Annotated in this window: 19 protein-coding genes; 14 read left to right on the top strand and 5 right to left on the bottom strand. The window is 74.5% G+C overall.

Annotated features, from left to right (window positions below):
* Positions 1 to 167 precede the first annotated feature (167 nt).
* The 5 genes from glmS (at position 168) to DT076_RS13110 (ending at position 6,384) form a co-directional block, all read left to right on the top strand.
* A complete protein-coding gene (gene glmS, locus DT076_RS13090; protein WP_114127145.1) occupies positions 168 to 2,015 on the top strand; it encodes a glutamine--fructose-6-phosphate transaminase (isomerizing) in 1,848 nt (615 codons plus the stop codon).
* Between the two features lie 25 nt (positions 2,016 to 2,040).
* Entirely contained in the window at positions 2,041 to 2,391 is a 351-nt protein-coding gene (locus DT076_RS13095; RefSeq protein ID WP_114127146.1) for a holo-ACP synthase, read from the top strand.
* A gap of 31 nt (positions 2,392 to 2,422) precedes the next feature.
* On the top strand, positions 2,423 to 3,898 hold the full coding sequence (locus DT076_RS13100) for a bifunctional ADP-dependent NAD(P)H-hydrate dehydratase/NAD(P)H-hydrate epimerase (protein WP_114127147.1): 1,476 nt from the start codon (positions 2,423 to 2,425) through the stop codon (positions 3,896 to 3,898).
* Positions 3,899 to 3,969: 71 nt separating this feature from the next.
* Positions 3,970 to 5,136 carry an alanine racemase gene (alr, locus tag DT076_RS13105; protein WP_114127148.1) on the top strand — a complete coding sequence of 389 codons (1,167 nt, stop codon included), beginning with the start codon at positions 3,970 to 3,972 and terminating at the stop codon, positions 5,134 to 5,136.
* Between the two features lie 99 nt (positions 5,137 to 5,235).
* Positions 5,236 to 6,384 carry an alpha/beta fold hydrolase gene (locus DT076_RS13110; protein ID WP_114127149.1) on the top strand — a complete coding sequence of 383 codons (1,149 nt, stop codon included), beginning with the start codon at positions 5,236 to 5,238 and terminating at the stop codon, positions 6,382 to 6,384.
* Positions 6,385 to 6,397: 13 nt separating this feature from the next.
* Here DT076_RS13110 and DT076_RS13115 read toward each other — a convergent pair whose 3' ends face one another.
* Complete coding sequence (locus DT076_RS13115; RefSeq protein WP_114127293.1) at positions 6,398 to 7,528, bottom strand: glycosyltransferase family 4 protein; 1,131 nt, start codon at positions 7,526 to 7,528, stop codon at positions 6,398 to 6,400.
* A gap of 362 nt (positions 7,529 to 7,890) precedes the next feature.
* Between DT076_RS13115 and DT076_RS20020 the strand changes: the two genes are divergently transcribed.
* The 6 genes from DT076_RS20020 to DT076_RS13145 all read left to right on the top strand — a co-directional run bounded on the left by DT076_RS20020 (position 7,891) and on the right by DT076_RS13145 (position 14,622).
* On the top strand, positions 7,891 to 10,035 hold the full coding sequence (locus tag DT076_RS20020; protein ID WP_114127150.1) for a DEAD/DEAH box helicase: 2,145 nt from the start codon (positions 7,891 to 7,893) through the stop codon (positions 10,033 to 10,035).
* Positions 10,036 to 10,109: 74 nt separating this feature from the next.
* Positions 10,110 to 11,135, top strand: a complete 1,026-nt coding sequence (gene tsaE, locus DT076_RS13125) for a tRNA (adenosine(37)-N6)-threonylcarbamoyltransferase complex ATPase subunit type 1 TsaE (protein ID WP_233493948.1) — start codon at positions 10,110 to 10,112, stop codon at positions 11,133 to 11,135.
* A complete protein-coding gene (gene tsaB / locus DT076_RS13130; RefSeq protein ID WP_114127151.1) occupies positions 11,132 to 11,842 on the top strand; it encodes a tRNA (adenosine(37)-N6)-threonylcarbamoyltransferase complex dimerization subunit type 1 TsaB in 711 nt (236 codons plus the stop codon). The genes tsaE and tsaB overlap by 4 nt, the downstream gene beginning before the upstream one ends.
* On the top strand, positions 11,839 to 12,306 hold the full coding sequence (rimI, locus tag DT076_RS13135) for a ribosomal protein S18-alanine N-acetyltransferase (RefSeq protein WP_114127152.1): 468 nt from the start codon (positions 11,839 to 11,841) through the stop codon (positions 12,304 to 12,306). Before tsaB ends, rimI begins: the two co-directional genes overlap by 4 nt.
* A complete protein-coding gene (gene tsaD / locus DT076_RS13140; RefSeq protein WP_114127153.1) occupies positions 12,296 to 13,432 on the top strand; it encodes a tRNA (adenosine(37)-N6)-threonylcarbamoyltransferase complex transferase subunit TsaD in 1,137 nt (378 codons plus the stop codon). The genes rimI and tsaD overlap by 11 nt, the downstream gene beginning before the upstream one ends.
* A 2-nt stretch (positions 13,433 to 13,434) precedes the next feature.
* Positions 13,435 to 14,622 (top strand): class I SAM-dependent methyltransferase, encoded by a 1,188-nt coding sequence (locus DT076_RS13145; protein ID WP_114127154.1) that lies wholly within the window; start codon positions 13,435 to 13,437, stop codon positions 14,620 to 14,622.
* Between the two features lie 186 nt (positions 14,623 to 14,808).
* Here the strand turns inward: DT076_RS13145 and DT076_RS13150 are convergent, their stop codons facing one another.
* Positions 14,809 to 15,984 (bottom strand): ROK family transcriptional regulator, encoded by a 1,176-nt coding sequence (locus tag DT076_RS13150; protein WP_199539177.1) that lies wholly within the window; start codon positions 15,982 to 15,984, stop codon positions 14,809 to 14,811.
* A gap of 131 nt (positions 15,985 to 16,115) precedes the next feature.
* Here DT076_RS13150 and xylA point away from each other — a divergent pair, with 131 nt between their 5' ends.
* Positions 16,116 to 17,309 carry a xylose isomerase gene (gene xylA, locus DT076_RS13155; RefSeq protein ID WP_114127156.1) on the top strand — a complete coding sequence of 398 codons (1,194 nt, stop codon included), beginning with the start codon at positions 16,116 to 16,118 and terminating at the stop codon, positions 17,307 to 17,309.
* Between the two features lie 101 nt (positions 17,310 to 17,410).
* On the opposite strand, the gene DT076_RS13160 is transcribed toward xylA, so the two are convergent.
* From DT076_RS13160 to DT076_RS13170, 3 genes are all read right to left on the bottom strand, one after another.
* The gene (locus DT076_RS13160) at positions 17,411 to 18,265 is read right to left on the bottom strand and encodes an SMP-30/gluconolactonase/LRE family protein (RefSeq protein WP_114127157.1); all 855 of its coding nucleotides are present in this window, start codon (positions 18,263 to 18,265) and stop codon (positions 17,411 to 17,413) included.
* A complete protein-coding gene (locus tag DT076_RS13165) occupies positions 18,262 to 20,610 on the bottom strand; it encodes a glycoside hydrolase family 3 N-terminal domain-containing protein (RefSeq protein WP_233493949.1) in 2,349 nt (782 codons plus the stop codon). Before DT076_RS13165 ends, DT076_RS13160 begins: the two co-directional genes overlap by 4 nt.
* 99 nt (positions 20,611 to 20,709) lie before the next feature.
* Positions 20,710 to 21,573 carry an alpha/beta fold hydrolase gene (locus DT076_RS13170; RefSeq protein ID WP_114127159.1) on the bottom strand — a complete coding sequence of 288 codons (864 nt, stop codon included), beginning with the start codon at positions 21,571 to 21,573 and terminating at the stop codon, positions 20,710 to 20,712.
* A gap of 188 nt (positions 21,574 to 21,761) precedes the next feature.
* Between DT076_RS13170 and groES the strand changes: the two genes are divergently transcribed.
* Both groES and groL read left to right on the top strand, forming a co-directional pair.
* Entirely contained in the window at positions 21,762 to 22,058 is a 297-nt protein-coding gene (gene groES / locus DT076_RS13175; RefSeq protein WP_114127160.1) for a co-chaperone GroES, read from the top strand.
* A 27-nt stretch (positions 22,059 to 22,085) separates the two neighbouring features.
* Positions 22,086 to 23,687 (top strand): chaperonin GroEL, encoded by a 1,602-nt coding sequence (groL, locus tag DT076_RS13180; protein ID WP_114127161.1) that lies wholly within the window; start codon positions 22,086 to 22,088, stop codon positions 23,685 to 23,687.
* Positions 23,688 to 23,704 lie beyond the last annotated feature (17 nt).

Here is a 23,704-nt window from a genome sequence, read left to right on the forward strand (position 1 = left end):
GTGTGGGAGACTAGGACGCCGCCGGACAACCACACACGAAGGCCCCCGCACCATTTCTGGTGACGGGGGCCTCGTGCGTTGTCAGGGCACTTCGCAGAAGCCGCTCGACCGTGCGACGCCGTCGCGCTCGTTCGGCGCGGCCGCGGCCAGGCCCTAGGGTGGAGCGCATGTGCGGAATCGTCGGGTACGTCGGAGCCAAGAGCGCCTCGGAGGTCGTCGTCGAGGGCCTGCGGCGCATGGAGTACCGCGGCTACGACTCGGCCGGCATCGCGATCGCCGCCGACGGTCGGCTGGCGGTGGCCAAGAAGTCCGGCAAGCTGGCCAACCTCGAGGCCGCCATCGCCGAGCAGCCGCTGCCGGACGCCGGTACCGGGATCGGCCACACCCGCTGGGCCACCCACGGCGCCCCGAACGACGTCAACGCCCACCCGCACGTGGCGGACTCGGGCCGGGTGGCCGTCATCCACAACGGCATCATCGAGAACTTCATGAGCCTGCGCGCCGAGCTCGAGGGCGCTGGGATCCACTTCCTGTCCCAGACCGACACCGAGGTCGTCGCCCACCTGCTCGGGGCCGAGCTGGACGGCGGTGCCGACCTCGCCGGGGCGATGCGTGCGGTGTGCCGTCGTCTCGAGGGCGCGTTCACCCTCGTCGCCGTCGACGCCGAGGACCCCGGCACCGTCGTGGCCGCCCGCCGCAACAGCCCGCTGGTGGTCGGGCTCGGGGAGGGCGAGAACTTCGTCGCCTCCGACGTCGCCGCCTTCATCGAGCACACCCGCGAGGCGGTCGAGCTCGGTCAGGACCAGCTGGTCGTCATCACGGCCGACTCCTGGACCGTCACCGACTTCGCCGGCGAGCCCGCCGCCTGCAAGCCGTTCCGCGTCGAGTGGGACCTCTCGGCCGCGGAGAAGGGCGGCTACGACTGGTTCATGCGCAAGGAGATCTTCGAGCAGCCGAAGGCCGTCGCCGACACCCTGCTCGGCCGGCTGGGCGAGGACGGCGAGCTGGTGCTGGACGAGGTCCGCATCAGCACCGACGAGCTCCGCCGCATCGACAAGATCATCATCATCGCGTGCGGGACGGCCTCCTACGCCGGCCTGGTCGCCAAGTACGCCATCGAGCACTGGACCCGCATCCCCTGCGAGGTCGAGCTGGCCAGCGAGTTCCGCTACCGCGACCCGATCGTCAGCCCCAGCACCCTGGTGGTGGCCATCAGCCAGTCCGGCGAGACCGCCGACACCCTGATGGCGATCCGGCACGCGCAGCAGCAGAAGGCCAAGGTGCTCGCCATCTGCAACACCAACGGCTCCACCATCCCGCGGGAGGCCGACGCCGTCATCTACACCCACGCCGGGCCGGAGATCGCGGTCGCCTCCACCAAGGGCTTCCTCACCCAGGTGGTCGCCTGCTACCTGCTCGGGCTCTACCTGGCGCAGGTGCACGGCACCAAGTTCGGCGACGAGATCAAGGCGGTGCTGGCGGAGCTCGAGGCGCTGCCCGGGCAGATCCAGCACGTCCTCGACTCCACCACCGACCAGGCCCGCGAGCTCGCCCAGGAGCTGGTCGACGCGCCGTCGGTGCTCTTCCTCGGCCGTCACGTCGGCTACCCGATCGCGCTCGAGGGCGCGCTCAAGCTCAAGGAGCTGGCCTACATCCACGCCGAGGGGTTCGCCGCCGGCGAGCTCAAGCACGGCCCGATCGCGCTGATCCAGGACCGGCTGCCGATGTTCGTCGTGGTGCCGCCCCGCGGTCGGGACATGCTGCACGACAAGGTGGTCTCCAACATCCAGGAGGTGCGGGCCCGCGGCGCCCGCACGATCGTGCTGGCCGAGCTCGACGACTCCGAACCGCGGCCCTACGCCGACACGCTGATCCGGCTGCCCTCGGTCTCCACCCTGCTCCAGCCGATGCTGGCCATCGTCCCGCTGCAGGTGTTCGCCTGCGAGCTGGCCACCCTCAAGGGCCACGACGTCGACCAGCCGCGCAACCTCGCCAAGTCCGTCACGGTCGAGTGAACGCGGTGGGCACGGGGAGCCGACGGTGATCGTCGGTGTCGGGGTCGACCTCTGCGAGATCGCCCGGTTCGAAGCGGCCGAGCGGCGCCACCCCGCGCTGACCCGCCGCTGCCTGACACCGCGGGAGGCCGGCCTGTCGCTGGCCTCCCGGGCCGGTCGGTTCGCGGCCAAGGAGGCGCTGGCCAAGGCGCTGTTCGCCCCCGGCGGGCTGTCCTGGCACGACGCCGAGGTGGTCGCCGACGCCAACGGCGCGCCGTCGTTCCTGCTCCGCGGCACGGTGCTGGCCCGTGCCGAGGCGCTCGGCATCATCCGCACCCACCTGTCGATCTCCCACGACGCCGGGCACGCGGTGGCGATGGTCGTCTGCGAGGCTTGAGGGCGCACCCTCACCCGACCCCGGAGGACCCATGCTGAGCGCCCACCGTGCCGAGGACGTCCGCCGCGCCGAGGAGGCCCGGATGGCCGAGCTGGAGGTGCTCGGGCGTGACCCGGGTGAGCTGATGCAGACCGCGGCCGCCGCCGTGGCCGCCACCGCGTTGCGGATGCTGCCCCGCCGCTACGGCGCCCGGGTGCTCGTCCTGGCCGGCAGCGGGAACAACGGCGGCGACGCCCTGTTCGCCGGGGCCCGGCTGCGCGCCCGCGGCGTCGAGGTGTGGGTCGGCGCCACCTCCGAGCGCGGTCTGCACGTCGGCGGCGAGCGGGCCTGCCGACGGGCCGGCGCCCGCTTCCTCGCCCGCGACGAGCTGGTGCCCGCGCTCACCGCCGGACGGCTCGACCTCGTGGTCGACGGCGTCCTCGGTCTGGGCAGCCGGGGCGGGCTGCCCGACGACGTCGCCGTCCTGGCCGATGCGCTGGACGGGCCCGGTGCGCCGCCCGTGCTGGCGGTCGACCTCCCGTCGGGCCTCCAGGCCGACGCGAGCCGGGCCGACCGGTCCTTCCGGGCCGCGCGGACGGTCACCTTCGGCACCTCCAGGATCGCCCACCTCACCAGCCCGGCGCGCGAACGGTGCGGCCCGGTCGAGGTGGTCGACCTCGGGCTGACGCTGCCGGCGCCGGCGCTGCGGCAGTGGCAGGCCGCCGACGTGGCCGCGGCCTACCCCGTGCCCGGGCCGACCGACCACAAGTACACCCGCGGCGTGGTCGGTCTGGACACCGGGTCGGAGCAGTACCCCGGGGCCGCCCTGCTCGGCGTCCTCGGCGCCGTCCACGGCGGCGCGGGGATGGTGCGCTACCTCGGCTCGGCCACCGTCACCACCGAGGTGCCCAACGTCGTCGCCGCCGACGGCCGGGTGCAGGCGCTGGTGCTCGGCTCGGGCTGGGGCAGCGGCCAGGACGCCGAGGACCGGCTGCGGCAGGCCTTCGACCGGGTCGCCGGGGAGGGCTCGGCCCTGCTGCTGGACGCCGACGCGCTGGCGGTGCTGGCGGCCATGCTCGACGGCGGCGGCGAACGCCCCGCACCCGACCGCTGGCTGCTCACCCCGCACGCCGGCGAGCTCACCCGGCTGCTCCAGCGCGACGTCGACCGGGAGTGGGTCGAGTCCCACCCGGACGAGGCCGCGCAGGAGGCCGCCGACCGGTACCGGGCCACCGTGCTGCTCAAGGGCGGCACCCAGTACGTCGCCCACCCGCGCTCCGACGACGGGACCGACGCGCCGCCGGTCGACCTGGCCGTGCCTGGGCCGGCCTGGACCGGGCAGGCGGGGTCGGGCGACGTCCTCGCCGGTCTGTGCGGTGCCCTGCTGGCCGCCGGACTGCCGGCCGGCGACGCCGCGGTCGTGGGGGCGTCCCTGCAGGCGCTCGCCGCCGCCCGGCGACCGGGGCCGCACCCGCCGCAGCACGTCGTCGGTGCCGTCGCGGACGTCGTCGCCGAGCTGACCCGGTGAGCGCGGTCGCCGCCCTCGGACGCAGGCCGGACGGGCCGACCGGCGCTGCCCCCGCACGGCAGAATGGCCGGATGGACGCCCAGCCCGTCGGCGGATGGATCGACCCGGTCACCGCCTCGGCCGACATCGACCTCGACGCCTACGCCGCCAACCTGACCGCGCTGGCGGCGCACGTCGCCCCGGCCGAGCTGATGGCCGTCATCAAGGCCGACGGCTACGGCCACGGGCTGATGGCCTGCGCGCGGGCCGCCCGGGCCGTCGGCGTCCGCTGGCTCGGGGTGGCCACGCCGGGGGAGGCGATGGCGCTGCGCGAGGCCGGCGACACGGGACGTCTGCTGTGCTGGCTGTACGGGCCGGAGGAGGACCTGACGGCGCTGGTCGCCTCCGACGTCGACGTGTCGGCGTCCTCGGTGGAGCAGGTGGGCGACCTGGTGGCCGCCGCCGCCACCGCCGAGCGCACCGCCCGCGTCCACCTCAAGATCGACACCGGCCTGCACCGCAACGGAGCGCACCCCGACGACTGGCCCGCCGTGGTGGGCGCAGCCGCGGAGGCCGAGCGGTTCGGTGCGGTCGAGGTGGTCGGCGTGTGGTCCCACCTCGCCAGCGCCGAAGAGCTCGACCACCCCAGCGTCGCGGCCCAGCTGGACGCCTTCGACGAGGCGCTGGCCGTCGCCCGGGCCGAGGGGCTGGACCCGCGTACCAACCACCTGGCCAACTCCGCCGGGGCGCTGCAGCTGCCCCGCAGCCGTCACCAGCTGGTCCGGGTCGGGATCGCCACCTTCGGGGTCGACCCCGGCGACGGGGTGGCCGCGTCGGCCGGGGTGGCGCTGCGCCCGGTGATGCGGCTGCGCGCCCAGCTGGTCAACGTCAAGCCGGTCCGCGCCGGCGGCGGGGTCTCCTACGGCCACACCTGGGTGGCGCCGCACGACACCGTGGTCGGGCTCGTCCCGCTCGGCTACGGCGACGGCGTCCCGCGCCACGCCGGTTCGGTGGCCGAGGTGTGGGTGGGTGGCCGGCGAGCCCCGGTCCGCGGCCGGATCTGCATGGACCAGTTCGTCGTCGAGCTCGGCCCCGACGCGCAGGACCGGGTCGGGGACGAGGTGGTGCTGTTCGGGGCCGAGCCGGCACCGACCGCGGAGGAGTGGGGCCGGGTGTGTGGCACGATCGGGTACGAGATCGTCACCAGGGTCGGGGCGCGGGTTCCCCGGCGCCACGTCGGCGGCACCCCCACCCCCTGACCCGTCCGTCCAGCCAGGAGGCCGACCCCGGATGAGCACCAGCGTCCTGCCCGGTTCCGCGCGCCCGCGCCGGGGTGGCGCAGACCGGGAGCGGCAGCGGTGAGACGCGACCGGGTGGTGCCGGCGGTGCCGGCGCCCGCCGTGACGCGCGCCGCCCGCCGACGCGACGGCGGTGCGGTGGCGCGGGCGGTCGGCATGGTCGCCGGGCTCGCGGCCCTCGGTGCCGGCGGGATCGCCGCCGGGCTCGAGCTCGAGCGGCGGGTCGTCGGGAGCCGGTTCCGCACCGAGCGGACGCCGCGGGAGGACTTCTTCTCGCTCCGTTCCGACGGCCCGCCGGTCCGCACCTCCGACGGGCTCGACCTGCACACCGAGATCGACGAGCTCGCCGACCACCAGCCCGCCCCCGGCAGCGGGCCCGTGCACCCGGAGCTGACGGTGGTGCTGGTGCACGGCTACGCGCTCTCCCTCGACTGCTTCCACTTCCAGCGCAAGCACCTGCGGGGACGGGCCCGGCTGGTGCTCTACGACCAGCGCAGCCACGGACGCTCACCGCGGGCCGCTCCGGAGACCTGCCGGATCGACCAGCTGGGCGACGACCTGCTCGCGGTGCTGCAGCAGACCGGGGTGAGCGGACCCGCCGTCCTGGTCGGGCACTCGATGGGCGGCATGACGATCATGAACCTGGCCCGCCGCCACCCCGAGCTGTTCGGCGAGCTCGTCGGCGGGGTGGTGCTGATCTCCACCTCACCGGCCGACATGGCCGAGCACTCGCCGATCCGGGGCATCCCGGGCCGCACCTTCTCCCGGGTGGTGGAGCCGGCGCTGGCGCTGCTCAACCGCGTCCCCGACCTGGTCACCCACAGCCGCTGGGCCGGCTCCGACCTCGGGTTCGTGGCGACCAAGCAGCTCGCCTTCGGCAGCGAGGTGCCCGCCCAGTACGTGGAGTTCGTCAGCGAGATGCTCGGCGAGATCCCGCTGGAGGTGGTGGGCGACTTCTACCCGGCCTTCCGCGACCTCGACGAGACCGGCTCGTTCCCCGTGCTGGCCGGGGTGGAGACCGCCGTGATCGGCGGCGAGGACGACGCCATCACCCCGATCGAGCACACCCAGGTGATCATCGAGCTGCTCCCGGGGGCGGACGCACTGGTGCTGGAGAACTCCGGCCACATGGCGCTGATCGAGCACCACGTCCAGGTGGACGAGGTGATCGACGCCCTGCTGGTCCGCGTCGCCCGCAACGCCGGCTAGGCCGGCGCCCTGCTCAGCCGACGCGCTGGACGCGGTGGGCGCGGATGGCGGCCTGGTAGTGCTCGACCAGCCGGGCGCAGACCTCGTCCCAGGTGCGGCCGCGGACGGCGGCGCGGGCGGCGCGGCTGAAGGCGTGCCGCTTACGGTCGTCACCCACCAGGTCCTGCACCTGGCTGCGCAGCGTCGCCAGGTCCCCGGGCGGGTAGAGCCAGCCGGTGTGGCTGGGGTCGATCAGGTCGATCGGCCCACCCCTGGCCGGCGCGACGGCGGGGACGCCGCTGGCCAGGGCCTCCTGGATCGACTGGCAGAAGGTCTCCAGCTCGCCCGGGTGCACGAAGACGTCCATGCTGGCCAGCACCCGCGGCAGGTCCTCCCCGGTCAGCTGGCCGGTGAAGTGGGCGGTGGGTAGACGCTGCTCCAGCTCCTCGCGGGTCGGGCCGTGGCCGACCACCACCAGCCGGGTGTTCGGCAGGTCGGCGAGCACCGCGAGGTCCTCGACCTGCTTCTCCGCGGCCAGCCGGCCGACGTAGCCGATGATCCGCTCACCACCCGGCGCGACCGTGCGGCGCCAGGTCTCGTCCCGCTTCGCCGGCTGGAAGCGGGTGGTGTCGACGCCGCGGCCCCACAGCCCCACCCGCGGGATGCCGCGGTTGACCAGCTCCTGGCGGGTGTAGGACGAGGGCGCGAGGGTCATCGTGGCCAGCGAGTGGCTGGCGCGGACCCGCCACCAGATCACCGGCTGGGCGCGGTGCATCCAGTAGCGGGAGGCGAAGGAGGCGTACTCGGTCTGGTAGATCGCCACGCTCGGCAGGTCCATCCGGTTGGCCACCATGATGGCCTTGTGGCCCATGCTGATCGGCGCGGCCACGTGCACGACGTCGGGACGGAAGTCCTCGAAGACCTCCTCCAGCCGCAGGCTGGTCGGGAAGCCGAAGGGCAGGTCCGGGTAGCCGGGGAGGTTCGCCGAGGGGGCGGCCACGACCGGGAAGCCCGCATAGGTCCGCGGCACCTGGCCGTTGCTCGAGGGGGCGACCACCACGGCGTCGTCGCCACGGTCGCGGAGGTGCTCGAGGACCCGCATCACCGAGTGGGTGACGCCGTTGACGGAGGGCAGGAAGCTTTCGGTCACGATCGCTACGCGCACACCCACGACTCCATCCTCGACCGGTGACAGCCACCCCCCGCCCGGCCGTCGGGTCGACCAACGGCTGGTGACACCTCGGTGACCCGCCGGCCGGTGCGGTGCTGGTGCCATGGTGCCATCCCCGTCGCGCGCTGGTTCGGATTCCGGCTCCCGGGCTGGTAGTGTGAGGGGTCCCGGCTGCGCAGCGCAGTGCGGGACGTGAGGCGCCGGATGCCGCCGTCGGAGATCCACACCGACTGGCTCAGACATCGTGGGCGCTAGAGGTCCGTCGACCACCCGCAACGATGTCAGGCGATGCCCGCCCTTTGCGTCGGTGTGCGACGTGCCCACGAGGGGCCGAACGGCCCGGATGGAAGTCAGGCATGCCCAGCAAGTCCAGCTCACGCCCCACCAAGGGCCCCAAGAACACCAAGGCCGACGGCAGCAAGAAGCAGCGGTGGAGCGCCGCCGAGCGCGCCGCCCGCGGCCACGGCCCGCGACGCGGCGGCGGACGTCCCCGCAGCGAGGTCGAGGCCACCGGTCCCGGCCGTGCGCCGCGGTCGGTCGACCGCTGGGACGACCGCCGGTCCACCGACCGGGCCGGCGCCGGTCGTCGTGACGACCGCGAGGAGCGTCGTCCCCACCGCGACGAGCGCCAGGAGCGCCGTCCCTACCGTGACGACCGTGACGAGCGTCGTCCCGAGCGCTCTGAGCGCCGCGACGGCGACCGCGGCCGGGCGGACCGCTTCGACCGTGGCGACCGCCGCGACGACCGGTTCGAGCGCCGTGACCGTGACGACCGGTTCGAGCGCCGGGAGCGCGACGACCGTCGAGACCGCTTCGAGCGTCGCGACCGTGACGACCGCTTCGAGCGCCGTGACCGTGACGACCGCTTCGAGCGTCGCGACCGTGACGACCGCTTCGGCCGTCGTGACCGGGACGAGCGTCGTGACGAGCGCGGTGGTGACGACCGCGACCACCACCGGCGCGCCAGCCGGCCCGCCGCCGACCAGCACGGCTCCCGCCGCTTCGAGTCCCGCCCGCACCGCTTCGCCGAGCGGAGCCGGGCCGACGACCGGCGCGAGCGCCGCGAGGACCGTCCGGAGTGGCAGCAGCTGACCGGCTACGAGGGCGGCGACGCCGACCAGATGGAGTGGACGCCGACCGCGGCCGCCGAGGTCGACCCCGGGACCGCCGTGGTGGTCGAGGGCCCGGGCTTCGCCGACCTCGGCCTGCCCTCGGCGCTGGTGAACGCGCTGGCCGCCCAGCAGATCACCACCCCGTTCCCGATCCAGGCCGCCACCATCCCCGACGCGCTCGCGGGCCGGGACGTCCTCGGCCGTGGCCAGACCGGCTCGGGCAAGACGCTCGGCTTCGGTCTGCCGATGCTCAGCCGGCTCGCCGGCGGCGCCCGCGGCACCACCCGCGGGGTCGTGCTGGTGCCGACCCGCGAGCTGGCCATGCAGGTCGCCGACGTGCTCTCCCCGCTGGCCGGCACCCTCGGGCTGTCGGTCGTGCTGGTGGCCGGCGGGATGGCCTACGGCCCGCAGCTCAAGGCGTTCGACCGCGGCGTGGACGTCGTCGTGGCCACCCCCGGCCGGCTGATCGACCTGATGGACCAGGGTGCGGCCGACCTGACCGCGGTCGAGATCACCGTGCTCGACGAGGCCGACCACATGGCCGACCTGGGCTTCCTGCCCGACGTCCGCCGGGTGCTGGACACCGTCCCCGCCGGCGGGCAGCGGCTGCTGTTCTCCGCCACCCTCGACCGCGGCGTCGGCACCGTGGTCAGGGAGTACCTGGACGACCCGGTCACCCACGAGGTCGACTCCGGTCAGGCCACCGTGAGCACGATGGCCCACCACGTCTTCCAGGTGAAGCCGGCCGAGAAGCAGTCCATCACCGCCGAGGTCGCCAACCGCGAGGGCCGCACCGTGGTCTTCGTCCGCACCCAGCGCGGCGCGGACCGGGTCGCCAGCCAGCTGCGTGAGGCCGGGGTGATGGCCGGTGCGCTGCACGGCGGGCTCACCCAGGGCGCGCGCAGCCGCATCCTCGGGGCCTTCAAGGCCGGCACCGTGCCGGTGCTGGTCGCCACCGACGTCGCCGCCCGCGGCATCCACGTCGACGAGGTCTCGCTGGTGCTCCAGGTCGACCCGCCGATGGGTCCGAAGGACTACCTGCACCGGGCCGGTCGCACCGCCCGGGCCGGTGGCGAGGGCCAGGTCGTCACGCTGGCGCTGCCGCACCAGCGCCGCGAGGTCGCCCGGCTGGTCAAGCAGGCCGGGGTGAAGACGATGGCCGTCGACGTCTCCGCCGACGACGAGCGGGTCTACCGGGCGACCGGGGCCCGCAAGCCCTCCCGCCCAGCGATCGAGGACCGCGACTACGAGGCGCTCATCGCCCCGCCGGTCAAGGTCCGCAGCAGCCGGCGTCCCGGCGGTCGCGGCCAGGGCGGCCCGCGCGGTCGCGGCCCCTCCCGCGGCGGCTGGTCCCGTTCCGGCCGGGGACGTGCGCACGAGGGTGCCTGAGGCCCGTCGCCCGACGGCTCCCGGGATGCGACCGCGTCCCGGGGCCGTCGGGGGCCCGCCACTACGATGACCCGATGATGACTGCCGAGCCCGCCCTGACCGTCACCGGTCAGCCCGCCTCGGAAGCCCTCGGACCGGAGTGGGAGCTCTGGCTGGCCTCCGCCGAGGACGCCGAGCCCATCGCCGCCGTGGTGCGGGCCGCCTTCGCGGCCCGACCCCCGGTCGACCCGCCCGCCCCCGGCGTGCGCGAGACCGCCGGGAACATCGCCGCGCTGCTGGCCGAGGGCACCGGCGTGACCGCCTGGGTGGCGGACCGGCTGGTCGGCGTCATCCTGCTCACCCCCGCCGGCCCGGTCGAGGACCCGTGGTCGTCGGCGTTCCTGCAGCGGGTCTCGGTGCACCCCGACGTGCAGCAGCACGGCATCGCCGGGGCGATGGTCGAGGCCGTGCAGCGGCTGGCCTCCGACCGCGGCAGCACCGAGGTCCGGCTCTTCGTCCGCGCCGAGTTCCCCGGGCTGCAGCAGTGGTGGCGACGGCACGGCTACCGGGTGGTGGAGCGGCGCGACCACGGCGTGGTGCTGGCCCGCCGCGTCCCGGTCCGGGTCGAGGTGCCGCGCGCCGAGGACATGCACGCCCTCGGCGTCCGGCTCGCGGCGCTGCTGCGTCCTGGCGACGTGGTGCTGGCCGACGGCCCGCTGGGCGCCGGCAAGACCACCCTCACCCAGGGGCTGGGGGAGGGGCTCGGGGTCGGTGACCCCGTCATCTCGCCGACCTTCGTGCTCTCCCGGGTGCACCGCCCCACCGGTGGACGTCCCGGGCTGGTGCACGTGGACGCCTACCGGCTCGGCTCGCCCGAGGAGGTCGACGACCTCGACCTCGACAGCAGCGCCGAGCACAGCGTCACCGTGGTGGAGTGGGGCCGGGGCAGGGCCGAGCAGCTCTCCGACGACCGGCTGGAGATCGAGATCCTGCGCACCACCGACGCCGACGCCACCGACCGGACCCGGCCCGACAGCCGCACCGTCGTCATCACCCCGGTCGGGGACCGTTGGGACGGGGTCGACCTGCAGTCCCTCGACCCGCAGGGCGGCGAGCGGTGACCGCGCGCGCCGACGGCCTCACCCTCGGCCTGGACACCTCCGGCGTGGTCGCGGCCGGGCTGGCCCGCGGCACCGAGGTGCTGGCCAGCCGCAGCCACGACGACACCCGGGCCCACGTGGAACAGCTCACCCCGCTCGTGCAGACCCTGCTCGAGGAGGCCGGGGCCGGCTGGGACGACCTCACCCGCGTGGTCGTCGGCATCGGTCCGGGCCCCTTCACCGGTCTGCGGGTCGGCATCGCCAGCGCCGAGGTCCTCGCGCTCGCGCTCGGCCTCCCGTGCACCGGCGTGTGCAGCCTCGACGTGCTCGCCCTGCAGGCCGTCCGCGCCGAGGCCGTCACCGGTGACTTCGTCGTGGTCACCGACGCCCGCCGCCGCGAGGTCTACCGGGCCACCTACGCCGCCGACGGCACCCGTACCTCCGGACCGGAGGTGGGCCCGGCCGCACAGGTGCCCGCGCTGCCCGTGGTCGGCCCGGGCGCGCACCTCGACGCCGAGCTCGCCGACCGCAGCGTCGCCGCGGTGGGCAGCCTCGACGCCGGGGTGCTGGCCGCCGGGGTGGACCTGCTGCCCGACGCCGGTCTGGAGCCGCTCTACCTGCGCCGTCCCGACGCCACCGTGCCGGGCCGGCCGAAGTCCACCCTGGTCACCCCGGCACCCCGGCTGCGGGTGCGGCCGGCCAGCGGGCGGCGCGGGAGCGGGGCGTGAGCGTCGACATCGACCGGGGACGCCCGGACGACCTGGAGCTGCTGGTCGAGCTCGAGGAGGCCAGCTTCGACCCCCGCGAGCAGTGGAGCGAGTCCTCCTGGGCCGCGGAGCTGCACGGCGGTGACCGCGACGTCTGGGTGGTCCGCTCCGGCGCCGGGGAGCTGCTCGCCGCCGCCACCACGCAGACCGTCGGCGACGTCGCCGACCTGCACCGGATCGTGGTGCTCGGCCCCGAGCGCCGCCACGGCCTCGGCACGGCGCTGCTGCGGCACGCCATGGCGGCCGCCCGGCGGCGCGGCGCCCGGCGGATGATGCTGGAGGTCCGGGCCGACAACGCCGCCGCGCTGTCGGTCTACACCCGCGCCGGGTTCGTCGAGATCGACCGCCGACCCGGCTACTACGGACGCGGCAGCGACGCCGTGGTGATGCGCTGCCGACTGGGAGGTGCCGACGATGACGACTGAGGTGGAGCGCCCGGCCCGCGAGGCGGGACAGCCCCTGGTGCCCTCCCGCGAAGCGGGTCAGCCCCTGGTGCCCTCCCGCGAAGCGGGTCAGCCCTTGGTCCTCGGCATCGAGTCCTCCTGCGACGAGACCGGGGTCGGCATCGTCTCCGGGCACACCCTGCTGGCCAACGAGGTGGCCTCCAGCGTGGAGCAGCACGTCCGCTTCGGCGGGGTGGTGCCGGAGGTGGCCAGCCGGGCCCACCTGCAGGCGCTGGTGCCCGCCGTGCGCCGGGCCTGCGCGAAGGCCGACGTCGACCTGTCCGAGCTGGACGCCATCAGCGTCACCGCCGGGCCGGGGCTGATGGGTGCCCTGGTGGTCGGGCTGGCCGGGGCGAAGGCGCTGGCGGCCGCGCTGGGCAAGCCGCTGTACGGGCTCAACCACCTCGCCGGGCACGTCGCGGTCGACCTGCTCGACCACGGCCCGCTGCCCACACCGTGCGTGGCGCTGCTGGTCTCCGGCGGGCACACCTCGCTGCTGCGGGTGGGCGACATCGCGACCGACATCACCGAGATCGGCTCGACCATCGACGACGCCGCTGGCGAGGCCTACGACAAGGTGGCCCGGGTGCTGGGCCTGTCCTACCCCGGTGGTCCGGTGATCGACCGGGTGGCCGCCGACGGCGACCCGCGCGCCATCCGCTTCCCGCGCGGGCTCACCTCGCCGCGCGACCTGGAGCGGCACCGCTTCGACTTCTCCTTCTCCGGGCTGAAGACCGCGGTGGCCCGCTGGGTGGAGACCTGCCAGCGGGAGGGTCGGGAGGTGCCGCTGGCCGACGTCGCCGCGTCCTTCCAGGAGGCCGTCTGCGACGTGCTCAGCGCCAAGGCGGTCGAGGCCTGCGCCCACGTCGGCGCGGACCACCTGCTCGTCGGCGGCGGGGTGGCGGCGAACTCCCGGCTGCGGGCGCTGCTGGCCGAGCGCGCCGCCGCGGCGGGAATCACCCTGCGCACCCCGCGTCCGGCGCTGTGCACCGACAACGGCGCGATGATGGCCGTCCTCGGGGTCGAGGTGGTCAAGGCGGGCGGACGGCCGTCCCCGTCCGACCTGGGCGCCGACTCCGGGCTGCCGGTCAGCCGCGTCCTGGTCTGAGCGTGGACGCCGCCCTGGTGGCCCGGCTCGCCTCGGCGGAGGGACGGGCGGCGCTCGCGGTGGCCGCCGAGCAGACCGACCTCACCAGCCCGGCCGCGCTGGACGCCGTCCGCCGCCGGGTGGAGCCCGCGCTCGCCTCGGCCGCCTGCGCCCAGGAGAGCCTGCGCCGCCGCGCGGTGACGAAGTTCGGCGCCGCCGCCGCCGGGATGCTGTTCACCCCCGACGGGCTGGAGCAGGCCTCCCGCCCCGAGGTGGCCGCCCACCGGGCCGCACGGCTGGCCGCCACCGGCGTCCGCACCGTCGTCGACCTCGGCTGCGGGATCGGCTCGGATGCGCTCGCGCTGGCCCGGACGGGATTGCGGGTGGTCGCCGTCGAGCTCGACCCGGCCACCGCGGCGGTGGCCCGCGCGAACCTCGCCGGGCTGGACGCCGAGGTGGTCGAGGGCGACGCCGAGGCGCTCGCGCCCGGCCTGCTCGACGGCCCCGACGGCGAGGTCGCGGCCTTCTGCGACCCGGCCCGGCGCGACGCCCGCGGACGACTGTTCGACGTCGAGCGGTTCACCCCCAGCTGGTCGCTGGTGCAGCGGCTGCTGGCCCGCGAGGCGCCCGCCGCGGTGAAGCTCGGCCCGGCCGTCCCGCACGCGGTGCTGCCCGAGGGCTGTGAGGCCGAGTGGGTCACCGCCCGCGGCAGCACCGTCGAGGTCTGCCTGTGGGGTGGTCGCGGCAGTCGTCCCGACCACCGGGTCGCCACCCTGCTGCCGGGCGGGGACCAGCTCGTGGTGCCGCCGGGCCGCCGGGGCGAGCGGGCGCGGGTCGGCGACATCGGCTCGTGGGTGCACGAGCCGGTCGGTGCGGTGGTGCGTGCCGGTGGGATCGCGCTGCTCGCGGGGCAGCTCGACCTGCACCTGGTCGACCCGGGGGTGGCCTACCTCAGCAGCGACCACCCGGTGGGCTCGCCGTTCGTCGACTCCTTCCGGGTGGTGGAGGTGCTGCCGTGGCGGGAGAAGGACGTCCGGGCCTGGCTGCGTCGCCACGACATCGGCCGGCTGGAGATCAAGAAGCGCGGGCTCGAGCTCGACCCGGCCCAGCTGCGTCGCCGGCTCAAGCCGTCCGGCTCGGGGGAGATCACCCTGCTGCTCACCCGCACCCCGGCCGGCGCCCGTGCCGTCCTCGCCACCCGCGAGCCCTGAGGCCCACCCTCCCGTCCGGTTCGAGGTGATCCGGCACTCCGGGCCGTCCGCTGATACCTCGAACGCGCAGGGGAGGAGCCGACGCCCTCGTCCGGTTCGAGGCGATGACGCGCTCCCGAGCGTCCGCTGGTACCTCGAACCGCGCGGGAAGGAGGCGGCCGTCGGGGGAGGGGCAGCAGGAGGGCGTCAGGCGGCGGTCAGGCTGGCGCGCTCGATCACCCGCTGGAAGACCAGCTCGGCCGCCCCGACGAGCAGCAGGTCGCTGCCGAGCGCGGCCCGGACCACCGAGACCGACTCCCAGGACGGCCGCAGCGCCTGCGCCTGCAGCCCCCGCAGCAGGTGCTCCGGGGCCCGCTCGAAGAGGCTGCCGAGGAACCCGCCGAGCACCACCCGCTGGGGGTTGAGCGCGTTGACCATCTCGCGCACCCCGAGGGCCAGCGCATCGAGCTGGCGGAGCACCTCCGCCTGCAGGGCCTCGTCCTCGACGTGGCGCAGGGCGTCGGCCAGCACGTCGTCGCTGGCGCTCTCCAGCCCGAGCAGGTCGAGCAGCCGCTGCCGGCTGACCCAGGCCTCGAGCTCCCTGGACTCCTCCCCGGCCGGGGCGACCTGGGTGTGGCCGAACTCCCCGGCATACCCCTCCGCCCCCATCACCAGCTCGCCGTTGATGATGATGCCGCCCCCGATGCCGCTCGGTCCGCCGTTGAGGTAGAGCACCTGGGTCGCGTCCTGGGCCGCCCCGAACAGGTGTTCGGCCAGCACACCGGCGTTGGCGTCGTTGGCGGCCAGCACCTCCAGCCCGGTGGCCTCGCCGAGCATCGTGCCCAGCGGTTCGTCCCGCCACTCCAGGTGCGGGGCCCAGCGCACCAGCCCGTCGCTGGCCCGCACCAGACCGGGCACGGCGAGGCCCAGCCCGGTGAGCTGCCACGGCCCGGCGGCCTCGTCGAGCACGCCGCGCACCAGCTCGACGGTCTCCGCCGCCGACGGCGGGTGGCCGGTCTCGCAGCGGAACCGCCGTCGCACCGCACCGGCCAGGTCGACCACCGCGACGGTCACGGCGTCGGTCTCGGGCACCACGGCCAGCGCGGCCACCTCGGGGCTGCAGCGCACGATCGGGCTGGGACGGCCGACCTGCCGGGTGGGGTCGGGGTCGTCCTCGACCACGAGCCCGCGCCGGACCAGCTCGGTCACCAGGGCTCCCACCGTGGAGCGGTTGAGCCCGCTCTCCCGGGTGAGCTGGGCCCGCGAGGCCGGACCGCCGCGGTGCACCCGCTCGAGCAGCAGGGTGAGGTTGGTCGTGCTGGGGCGCGCGGGGCCGGTGCCGAGGCGCGAGGCCGTCAGCAGGTCGCTGGGGACCGTGGTCACCTCGCCTCCCTCCTCCGCCGCCGTGTGGACGTCGATTCTGGCCGACCCGGCGGCGACACCTCCAGCCGTCCGTTGACAGCCCGGGGCGCCACCCATATGTTGGGTGCGCCAACAATACCGTGGAGGGTTCGATGACGACCACACCGACACCGGCCGACAAGTTCTCGTTCGGCCTCTGGACCATCGGCTACACCGGTGCGGACCCCTTCGGCGGTCCCACCCGCGCCGACCTCGACGTGGTCCGGGCGGTGGAGAAGCTGGCCGAGGCGGGGGCGTGGGGGCTGACCTTCCACGACGACGACCTGTTCGCCTTCGGCAGCACCGACGCCGAGCGGCAGCGCCAGATCGACCGGCTCAAGCAGGCCATGGCCGACACCGGCGTCGTCGTGCCGATGATCACCACCAACCTCTTCTCCGCGCCGGTCTTCAAGGACGGCGGGTTCACCTCCAACGACCGCGCGGTGCGCCGTTACGCGCTGCGCAAGGTGCTGCGCAACGTCGACCTGGCCGCCGAGCTGGGCGCGGAGACCTTCGTCATGTGGGGTGGCCGCGAGGGCGCGGAGTACGACACCGCCAAGGACGTCCAGGCCGCGCTGGCGCGCTACCGCGAGGCGGTCAACCTGCTCACCCAGTACGTCACCGACAAGGGTTACGGGCTGCGGTTCGCGATCGAGCCGAAGCCGAACGAGCCCCGTGGCGACATCCTGCTGCCGACCCTGGGTCACGCGCTGGCCTTCATCGAGACGCTGGACCGGCCCGAGCTGGTCGGGCTCAACCCCGAGGTCGGCCACGAGCAGATGGCCGGGCTGAACTTCACCGCCGGGGTGGCCCAGGCCCTCGACGCCGGCAAGCTGTTCCACATCGACCTCAACGGCCAGCGCTCCATCAAGTACGACCAGGACCTGGTCTTCGGCCACGGCGACCTGCAGAACGCGTTCTCGCTGGTCGACCTGCTGGAGAACGGCGGCCCCGGCGGCGGCGCGGCCTACGACGGCCCGCGCCACTTCGACTACAAGCCGAGCCGCACCGAGGACGACGCCGGCATCTGGGAGTCGGTCGCGGCCAACATGCGCACCTACCTGCTGCTCAAGGAGCGGGCCAAGGCGTTCCGCGCCGACCCGGAGGTGCAGGAGGCGCTGGCGGCGGCCAAGGTGGCCGAGCTGGGCCAGCCGACGCTGGACGAGGGCGAGGGCTACGACCAGCTGCTGGCCGACCGCTCCGCCTGGGAGGACTTCGACGCCGACGCCTACTTCCACGGCAAGGGATTCGGGTTCGTCCGGCTGCAGCAGCTGATGATCGAGCACCTGGTCGGCGCCCGCGGCTGACCCCGCGACGCATCCTCCGCACCGGGCCCTCCGCGCACACCGCGGGGGGCCCGGTCGCGTTCCCGGGTGCGGTGGGCACGGGCCCAGGGCGTCGGGCTGGGTCAGCCGGCGAAGGGGTGGAGCTCGGCGCCGCGGACGCCGGGCTCGAGGGTGAAGACGGCGCCGGCCCCGGGCTCCTCGCCCTCGGGCAGACCCTCGCGGGAGGTGGTGATGAACAGCCTCGACAGGTCCGGGCCGCCGAAGGCGCAGGCGGTGACCTGGCTGACGGGCAGCTCGACGACCTCGCTCAGCGCGCCGTCGGCGTCGAAGCGGGCCACCCGCGAGCCGCCCCACAGCGCCACCCACAGGCCGTCCTCGGCGTCGATCGCCATCCCGTCCGGCGCGCCGTCGCCGGTCACCGCGGCGAAGCGACGGCGCTCGCCGAAGGTGCCGGTCGCGGCGTCGAAGTCGAGGACGTCCACCTGCCCGGTCGGGGTGTCGTTGTAGAAGGCCCGCTGACCGTCCGCGCTCCACTGCAGCCCGTTGGAGATGGTCACCCCGGTGAGCACGGGCTCGACCCGTCGGTCGGGGTCGAAGCGGTAGAGGGTGCCGGCGCCGGGGGAGGAGTCGTAGGCCATGGTCCCGCAGTAGAACCGGCCCTGCGGGTCGCAGCCACCGTCGTTCATCCGCACGGCCGGGTCGTCCAGCGCGGCCGTCTCCTCGCCCTGCTGGACGAACGCGTCGTCGACGAGGGCGAACCCGTGCTCCAGCGCGACCACGAACCCGCCGTCGCGCCGCGGGCGCAGCGCCGCCGCGACCGTACCGACGGAGCTGCGCTCCGGCTGGTCGGGACGGGCGAGGTCGACGACCACGCCGGCCAGCATGTCGACCACCAGCAGGCGGTCGCCACGGGCGTCCCAGACCGGGCCCTCGCCGTGCACGGTGCACGGTGCGCTCAGCTGCTCGGCACGGGTCACCCGGCCACCTCCTGGATCGCGCGGACGCTGACGTCGGTGGTCAGCACCGGACGCGAACCTACCCGGCGCAGGGGGCCGGTGAGGGTGAGGGTGGCGCTGCCGGTGAGGTCGCCGAGCGAGCGGCCGACCGACAGCTCCAGCTCACCGGGCTCCACCACCCGCGCGCGCTCCAGTCCGGTGAAGGAGAACCGGTCGGTGTGCAGGGCGAAGGTCACCTCGGCGCCGGCGCCCGGCTCCAGGTGCACCCGGGCGTAGCCGACCAGCTGGCGCACCGGACGGGTCACCTGCGCCACCGGGTCGGCGGCGTAGAGCTGGACGACCGTGGCCCCGGCCCGCTCGCCCGTGTTGGTCACGGTCGCGGTGGCGGTGACGGCGCCGTCGGTGGGCACCTCGGTGGCGTCCAGCACCGGACCCGACACCTCGAAGCTGGTGTAGGAGAGCCCGTGGCCGAAGGGGAAGGCGGCGGCGATGCTGAGGTTGCTGATCTTGTCGCCGTCCTGGCCCAGCGGCGGGGCGAGGTAGGTGTGCGGCAGCGCCGAGCCGGTGGCCGGCACCTGCACCGGCAGGTGTCCGCTCGGGTTGACCGACCCGGTGAGCACCCGGGCGATCGCCCCCGGCCCCTCCGACCCGGGCAGGAACGCCTGGACGATCGCGGCGGCCCGGTCGACGAAGGCGCCCAGCGCGTAGGGGCGCCCGGAGACCACCACCAGCACCACCGGACGGCCGGTGCCGAGCAGCGCCTCGACCAGCGCGACCTGGTCGCCGGGCAGGTCCAACCCGGGGGCGTCCGAGCCCTCCCCGGACGTCCCCTTGCCGAACATGCCCGCCCGGTCGCCGACCACGGCCAGCACGACGTCGCAGTCGCGGGCCGCCTCGACCGCCTCGGCGATCTGGCCGGTGTCCGGCTCGACCAGCGGGCAGCCGGGCCGCACGACGACCTCGGTCCCGGGCAGCTCCGAGCGCAGCGCCTCGGGCAGCGGGGCCACCTCGATGCCCAGCCCGAGCCCGGGGTGACGCGGCAGCACGTGCAGCGGGAAGGAGTAGGCGCCCATGAGCGCCGCCGGATCCTCCACGCACGGCCCGACGACGGCGATCCGGGAGGTGGCGGGGGAGAGCGGCAGCACCGTGTGGTCGTCGGCCAGCAGCACCACCGACTCCTCGGCCAGCCGGCGGGCGATGTCACGGTTGCGCGGGCTGTCCAGGTCGACGTCGACCGGCTCGGCGGGCGTCCAGCCCTCGTCGAGCAAACCGAGCTCGAGCTTCTGGCGCAGCACCCGGCGCAGCGCGATCTCGACGTCGGCGGCGACCTCGGGGTCGTCGAGGTCGAGCTGGGCGTAGCCGGCCAGGTCGGGCAGCTCGACGTCGATGCCGGCGTGCACCGCGAGCCGGGCGGCGTCGGCCACCGTGGCGGCGACGCCGTGCTTGGCCTTGAGGAAGGGCACCGCCCAGTAGTCGGAGACCACGGTGCCGGTGAAGCCCCACTCGCCGCGGAGCAGGTCGGTGAGCAGCCAGCGGTCGGCCGCGGCCGGGACGTGGTCGAGCTCGGTGTAGCTGTTCATCACGCTGGCGCTGCGCCCGACCTTGACCGCCATCTCGAACGGCGGCAGCACCAGGTCGCGGAGCTCCCGCACGCCCATCGAGACCGGCGCGTGGTTGCGTCCACCGCGGGAGGTGGCGTGCCCGGCGAAGTGCTTGAGGGTGGCGAGCACGCCGCCCTCCTGCAGACCCTGCACGTAGGCGGTCGCCAGGGTGGCGACGACGTAGGGGTCCTCGCCGAGGGTCTCCTCGACCCGTCCCCAGCGGTAGTCGGTGACGACGTCGAGCACCGGCGACAGACCCTGGTGGACGCCGACGGCGGCCATGTCGGTGCCGATCGCGTGCGCCATCTCGCGCACCAGCTCGGGGTGGAAGGTGGCGGCCCAGGCCATCGAGGTGGGGTAGACGGCGGCCTGGTAGGCGGTGAACCCGGTCAGGCACTCCTCGTGCACCACCGCCGGGACGCCGAGGCGGGTGCGGGTGAGCAGGTGCTGCTGGGAGGCCTGCACCTTCGCCATCCCCTCCCGGGCGGTGACGGGGGCGGTGCCGAAGACGCGCGTGAGCTGGCCGATGCCGTCGCGGACCGCGCCCTCGAAGGTGTCGCGGCCGGCCGACATCACGTCCTGCATCGGTGCGATGACCTCGTCGGGGCTGCGGTGGTCGGCCCAGTGGCTGCCCAGCTGGGCCAGCTTCTCCGCCGGGGTCATGGCCGCCACGAGGGCGTCGATGCGCTCCTCGGCGGGGCGGCTCGGGTCGCGCCAGATCGCGGCGCCGGTGTCGTGCGTGTCAGCGTCAGTGGTGGTGGGCACGGGGATCCTCTCGACGCCGTCACTCCACCACCCCGGTTTTGTTGTGTCAACCAGCAAATGCGGGGACATGTGCCGGGCGGAGGCTGCCGCGCCGCGTCCTCAACCGGCGTCGAGCACCTCGCGCAGCCGCACGGCGAAGGCGTCGGGCTGGCCCGGCCAGCCGTGCTCGCCGTCCATGAACCCGCCGTGGTGGCTGGGGAAGACGGCGGCCTGCTGCCCGAGGAGCTCCGCTGCGGCGACCGCCGTCCGCCCGGTGAGGACCTCGCGCGACTCCTCGCCGACGGCGAGCACGACCCGGGTCGGCGCGGCACGCAGTGCCTCGGCGTCGGGGACGAAGTCGATGATCGGCTGCGAGCGCTCCGAGAGCAGCGGGTCCTCCCGCGAGCCGTCGTCCTCGGTCGGCAGCCCGAAGGCGGCCGGGTCGGGAGCTGGCCGCTCGAGGAACTCCTCGCCCAGCTCCCCGGGTTCGTTGCTCAGCGCCATGAAGGCGGCCATCCCGGCTCCGAACCCGCGGTCGCGGTAGGCCGCACGGACCGCGGCCATCGCCCGCAGGACGACGTCGGCATCGGGCAGCAGACGGACCAGCGGCGGCTCGTGGGCCACCAGCGTCCGCACGTCGCCGGGGTGGGCGGCGACCAGTGCCAGCGCCGTCACCGCGCCGCCGCTGCTGGCGAACAGGTCGACCGGACCGCCGACCTCGGCGACGAGCCGGTGCACGTCCTCGGCCTGCACCCGCGGGTCGGCCTCGACCCGCCCGTCGGAGCGGACGCTGCGACCGATGCCGCGCGGGTCGTAGGTGATCGTGGTGCGCTCGGGCATCCGGGCCACGAGGGCACGGAAGCCGGTGGCGTCCATCGGCTGGCCGATGAGCACGAGCGGCGGACGCCCGTCGGCGGTCGGCAGTGGGCCGTGCACGTCGTAGACCAGGGCGACGCCGTCGCCCTGCAGCGTGTGTGTCGTCATGGCGGTGCCGACCTCCCTCGGACGCCCGACTCATCGCTTCTGGCACTCGGCTTGACCGAGTGCTAACCCCCTTCTAGAGTCGGAGCTGGCACTCTCACCGTGAGTGTGCCAGCTCGGGACGGCACCCGCGACGACGCCCCGGCTGCAGAACATGTGAACACACCTGACACCCGTGAAAGGGGTTTGACGTGGCAGTCACGATCAAGCCGCTCGAGGACCGCATCCTCGTCGAGCCGCTGGAGGCCGAGCAGACCACCGCTTCTGGCCTGGTCATTCCCGACACCGCCAAGGAGAAGCCGCAGGAGGGCAAGGTGCTCGCCACCGGTCCCGGCCGCGTGGACGACAACGGCAACCGTGTCCCGCTCGACGTCGCCGAGGGCGACACCGTGATCTTCAGCAAGTACGGCGGCACCGAGGTCAAGTACGACAACAAGGACCTGCTGCTGCTCAACGCGCGGGACATCCTCGCCGTCGTCACCAAGTGATCAGCACCGACTGAGGGAGTAACACACATGGCGAAGATCCTTCAGTTCGACGAGGAGGCCCGCCGCTCGCTCGAGCGCGGTGTCGACATCCTCGCGAACACCGTGAAGGTCACGCTCGGCCCCAAGGGCCGGTACGTGGTGCTCGACAAGAAGTGGGGTGCGCCCACCATCACCAACGATGGTGTCACCGTGGCCCGCGACGTCGAGCTCAGCGACCCCTACGAGAACCTCGGCGCGCAGCTGGCCAAGGAGGTCGCGACCAAGACCAACGACGTCGCCGGTGACGGCACCACCACGGCCACCGTGCTGGCGCAGGCCCTGGTGCACGAGGGTCTGCGGGCGGTCGCCGCCGGGGCCAACCCGGTCGGGCTCAAGCGCGGCATCGACCAGGCCGTCCAGGCCGTCGAGGCCCGCCTGGGCGAGCTGGCCCGTGAGGTCCAGACCACCCAGGACATGGCCCAGGTGGCCACCATCTCCAGCCGGGACTCCGAGATCGGCGGCCTGATCGCCGACGCCTTCGACAAGGTCGGCAAGGACGGTGTCATCACCGTCGACGAGTCGAACACCTTCGGCACCGAGCTCGAGTTCACCGAGGGCATGCAGTTCGACAAGGGCTACATCTCCGGCTACATGGTCACCGACGCCGAGCGCCAGGAGGCCGTGCTGGAGGACCCCTACATCCTCCTGCACTCCGGCAAGATCTCCGCGATGAGCGACCTCCTCCCGCTGCTGGAGAAGGTCATCGGTGCGTCGGGCACGCTGGTCATCGTGGCCGAGGACGTCGACGGCGAGGCGCTGTCGACGCTGGTGGTCAACAAGATCCGCGGCACCTTCACCTCCGTCGCGGTCAAGGCCCCGGCCTTCGGTGACCGTCGCAAGGCCATGCTCGAGGACATCGCGATCCTCACCGGTGGCCAGGTCGTCGCCCCCGAGGTCGGCCTCAAGCTCGACCAGGTCGGTCTGGAGGTGCTCGGCCGCGCCCGCCGCGTCGTCGTCACCAAGGACGACACCACGATCGTCGACGGCGCCGGGGACTCCTCCGCCGTGGCCGACCGGGTGGCCCAGCTGCAGGCCGAGATCGCCAACACCGACTCCGACTGGGACCGCGAGAAGCTCCAGGAGCGGGTCGCGAAGCTGGCCGGCGGTGTCTGCGTGATCAAGGTCGGCGCCGCCACCGAGGTGGAGCTGAAGGAGAAGAAGCACCGCATCGAGGACGCCGTCTCGGCCACCCGGGCGGCCATCGAGGAGGGCATCGTGGCCGGGGGCGGCTCCGCTCTCATCCACGCCGCCAAGGTGCTGTCCGACGGCCTGGGGGCCACCGGCGACGAGCTGGCGGGCGTCAAGCTCGTCCAGAAGGCCGTCGTCGAGCCGCTGCGCTGGATCGCCGAGAACGGTGGCGAGCAGGGCTACGTCATCACCTCCAAGGTCGCCGAGCTGGAGCCCGGCCAGGGCTACAACGCGGCCACCGGCGAGTACGGCGACCTGATCGCGGCCGGTGTCATCGACCCGGTCAAGGTCACCCGCTCCGCGCTGGCCAACGCCGCTTCCATCGCCTCGCTGCTGCTCACCACCGAGACCCTGGTGGTGGAGAAGCCCGAGGACGAGGACGAGGCCGCGCACAGCCACTGAGCCCGCGCCTCGTAGCG

Origin of the sequence: Desertihabitans brevis (assembly GCF_003327535.1) — a bacterium.
Classification (GTDB): domain Bacteria; phylum Actinomycetota; class Actinomycetes; order Propionibacteriales; family Propionibacteriaceae; genus Desertihabitans; species Desertihabitans brevis.

Bases quoted from the DNA above. Each gene is read 5' to 3' on its own strand.
- DT076_RS13170 (WP_114127159.1), bottom strand. From the start codon at position 21,573: ATGACGACACACACGCTGCAGGGCGACGGCGTCGCCCTGGTCTACGAC.
- glmS (WP_114127145.1), top strand. From the start codon at position 168: ATGTGCGGAATCGTCGGGTACGTCGGAGCCAAGAGCGCCTCGGAGGTC.
- tsaD (WP_114127153.1), top strand. From the start codon at position 12,296: ATGACGACTGAGGTGGAGCGCCCGGCCCGCGAGGCGGGACAGCCCCTG.
- DT076_RS20020 (WP_114127150.1), top strand. From the start codon at position 7,891: ATGCCCAGCAAGTCCAGCTCACGCCCCACCAAGGGCCCCAAGAACACC.
- tsaE (WP_233493948.1), top strand. From the start codon at position 10,110: ATGATGACTGCCGAGCCCGCCCTGACCGTCACCGGTCAGCCCGCCTCG.
- alr (WP_114127148.1), top strand. From the start codon at position 3,970: ATGGACGCCCAGCCCGTCGGCGGATGGATCGACCCGGTCACCGCCTCG.
- xylA (WP_114127156.1), top strand. From the start codon at position 16,116: ATGACGACCACACCGACACCGGCCGACAAGTTCTCGTTCGGCCTCTGG.
- DT076_RS13100 (WP_114127147.1), top strand. From the start codon at position 2,423: ATGCTGAGCGCCCACCGTGCCGAGGACGTCCGCCGCGCCGAGGAGGCC.
- groL (WP_114127161.1), top strand. From the start codon at position 22,086: ATGGCGAAGATCCTTCAGTTCGACGAGGAGGCCCGCCGCTCGCTCGAG.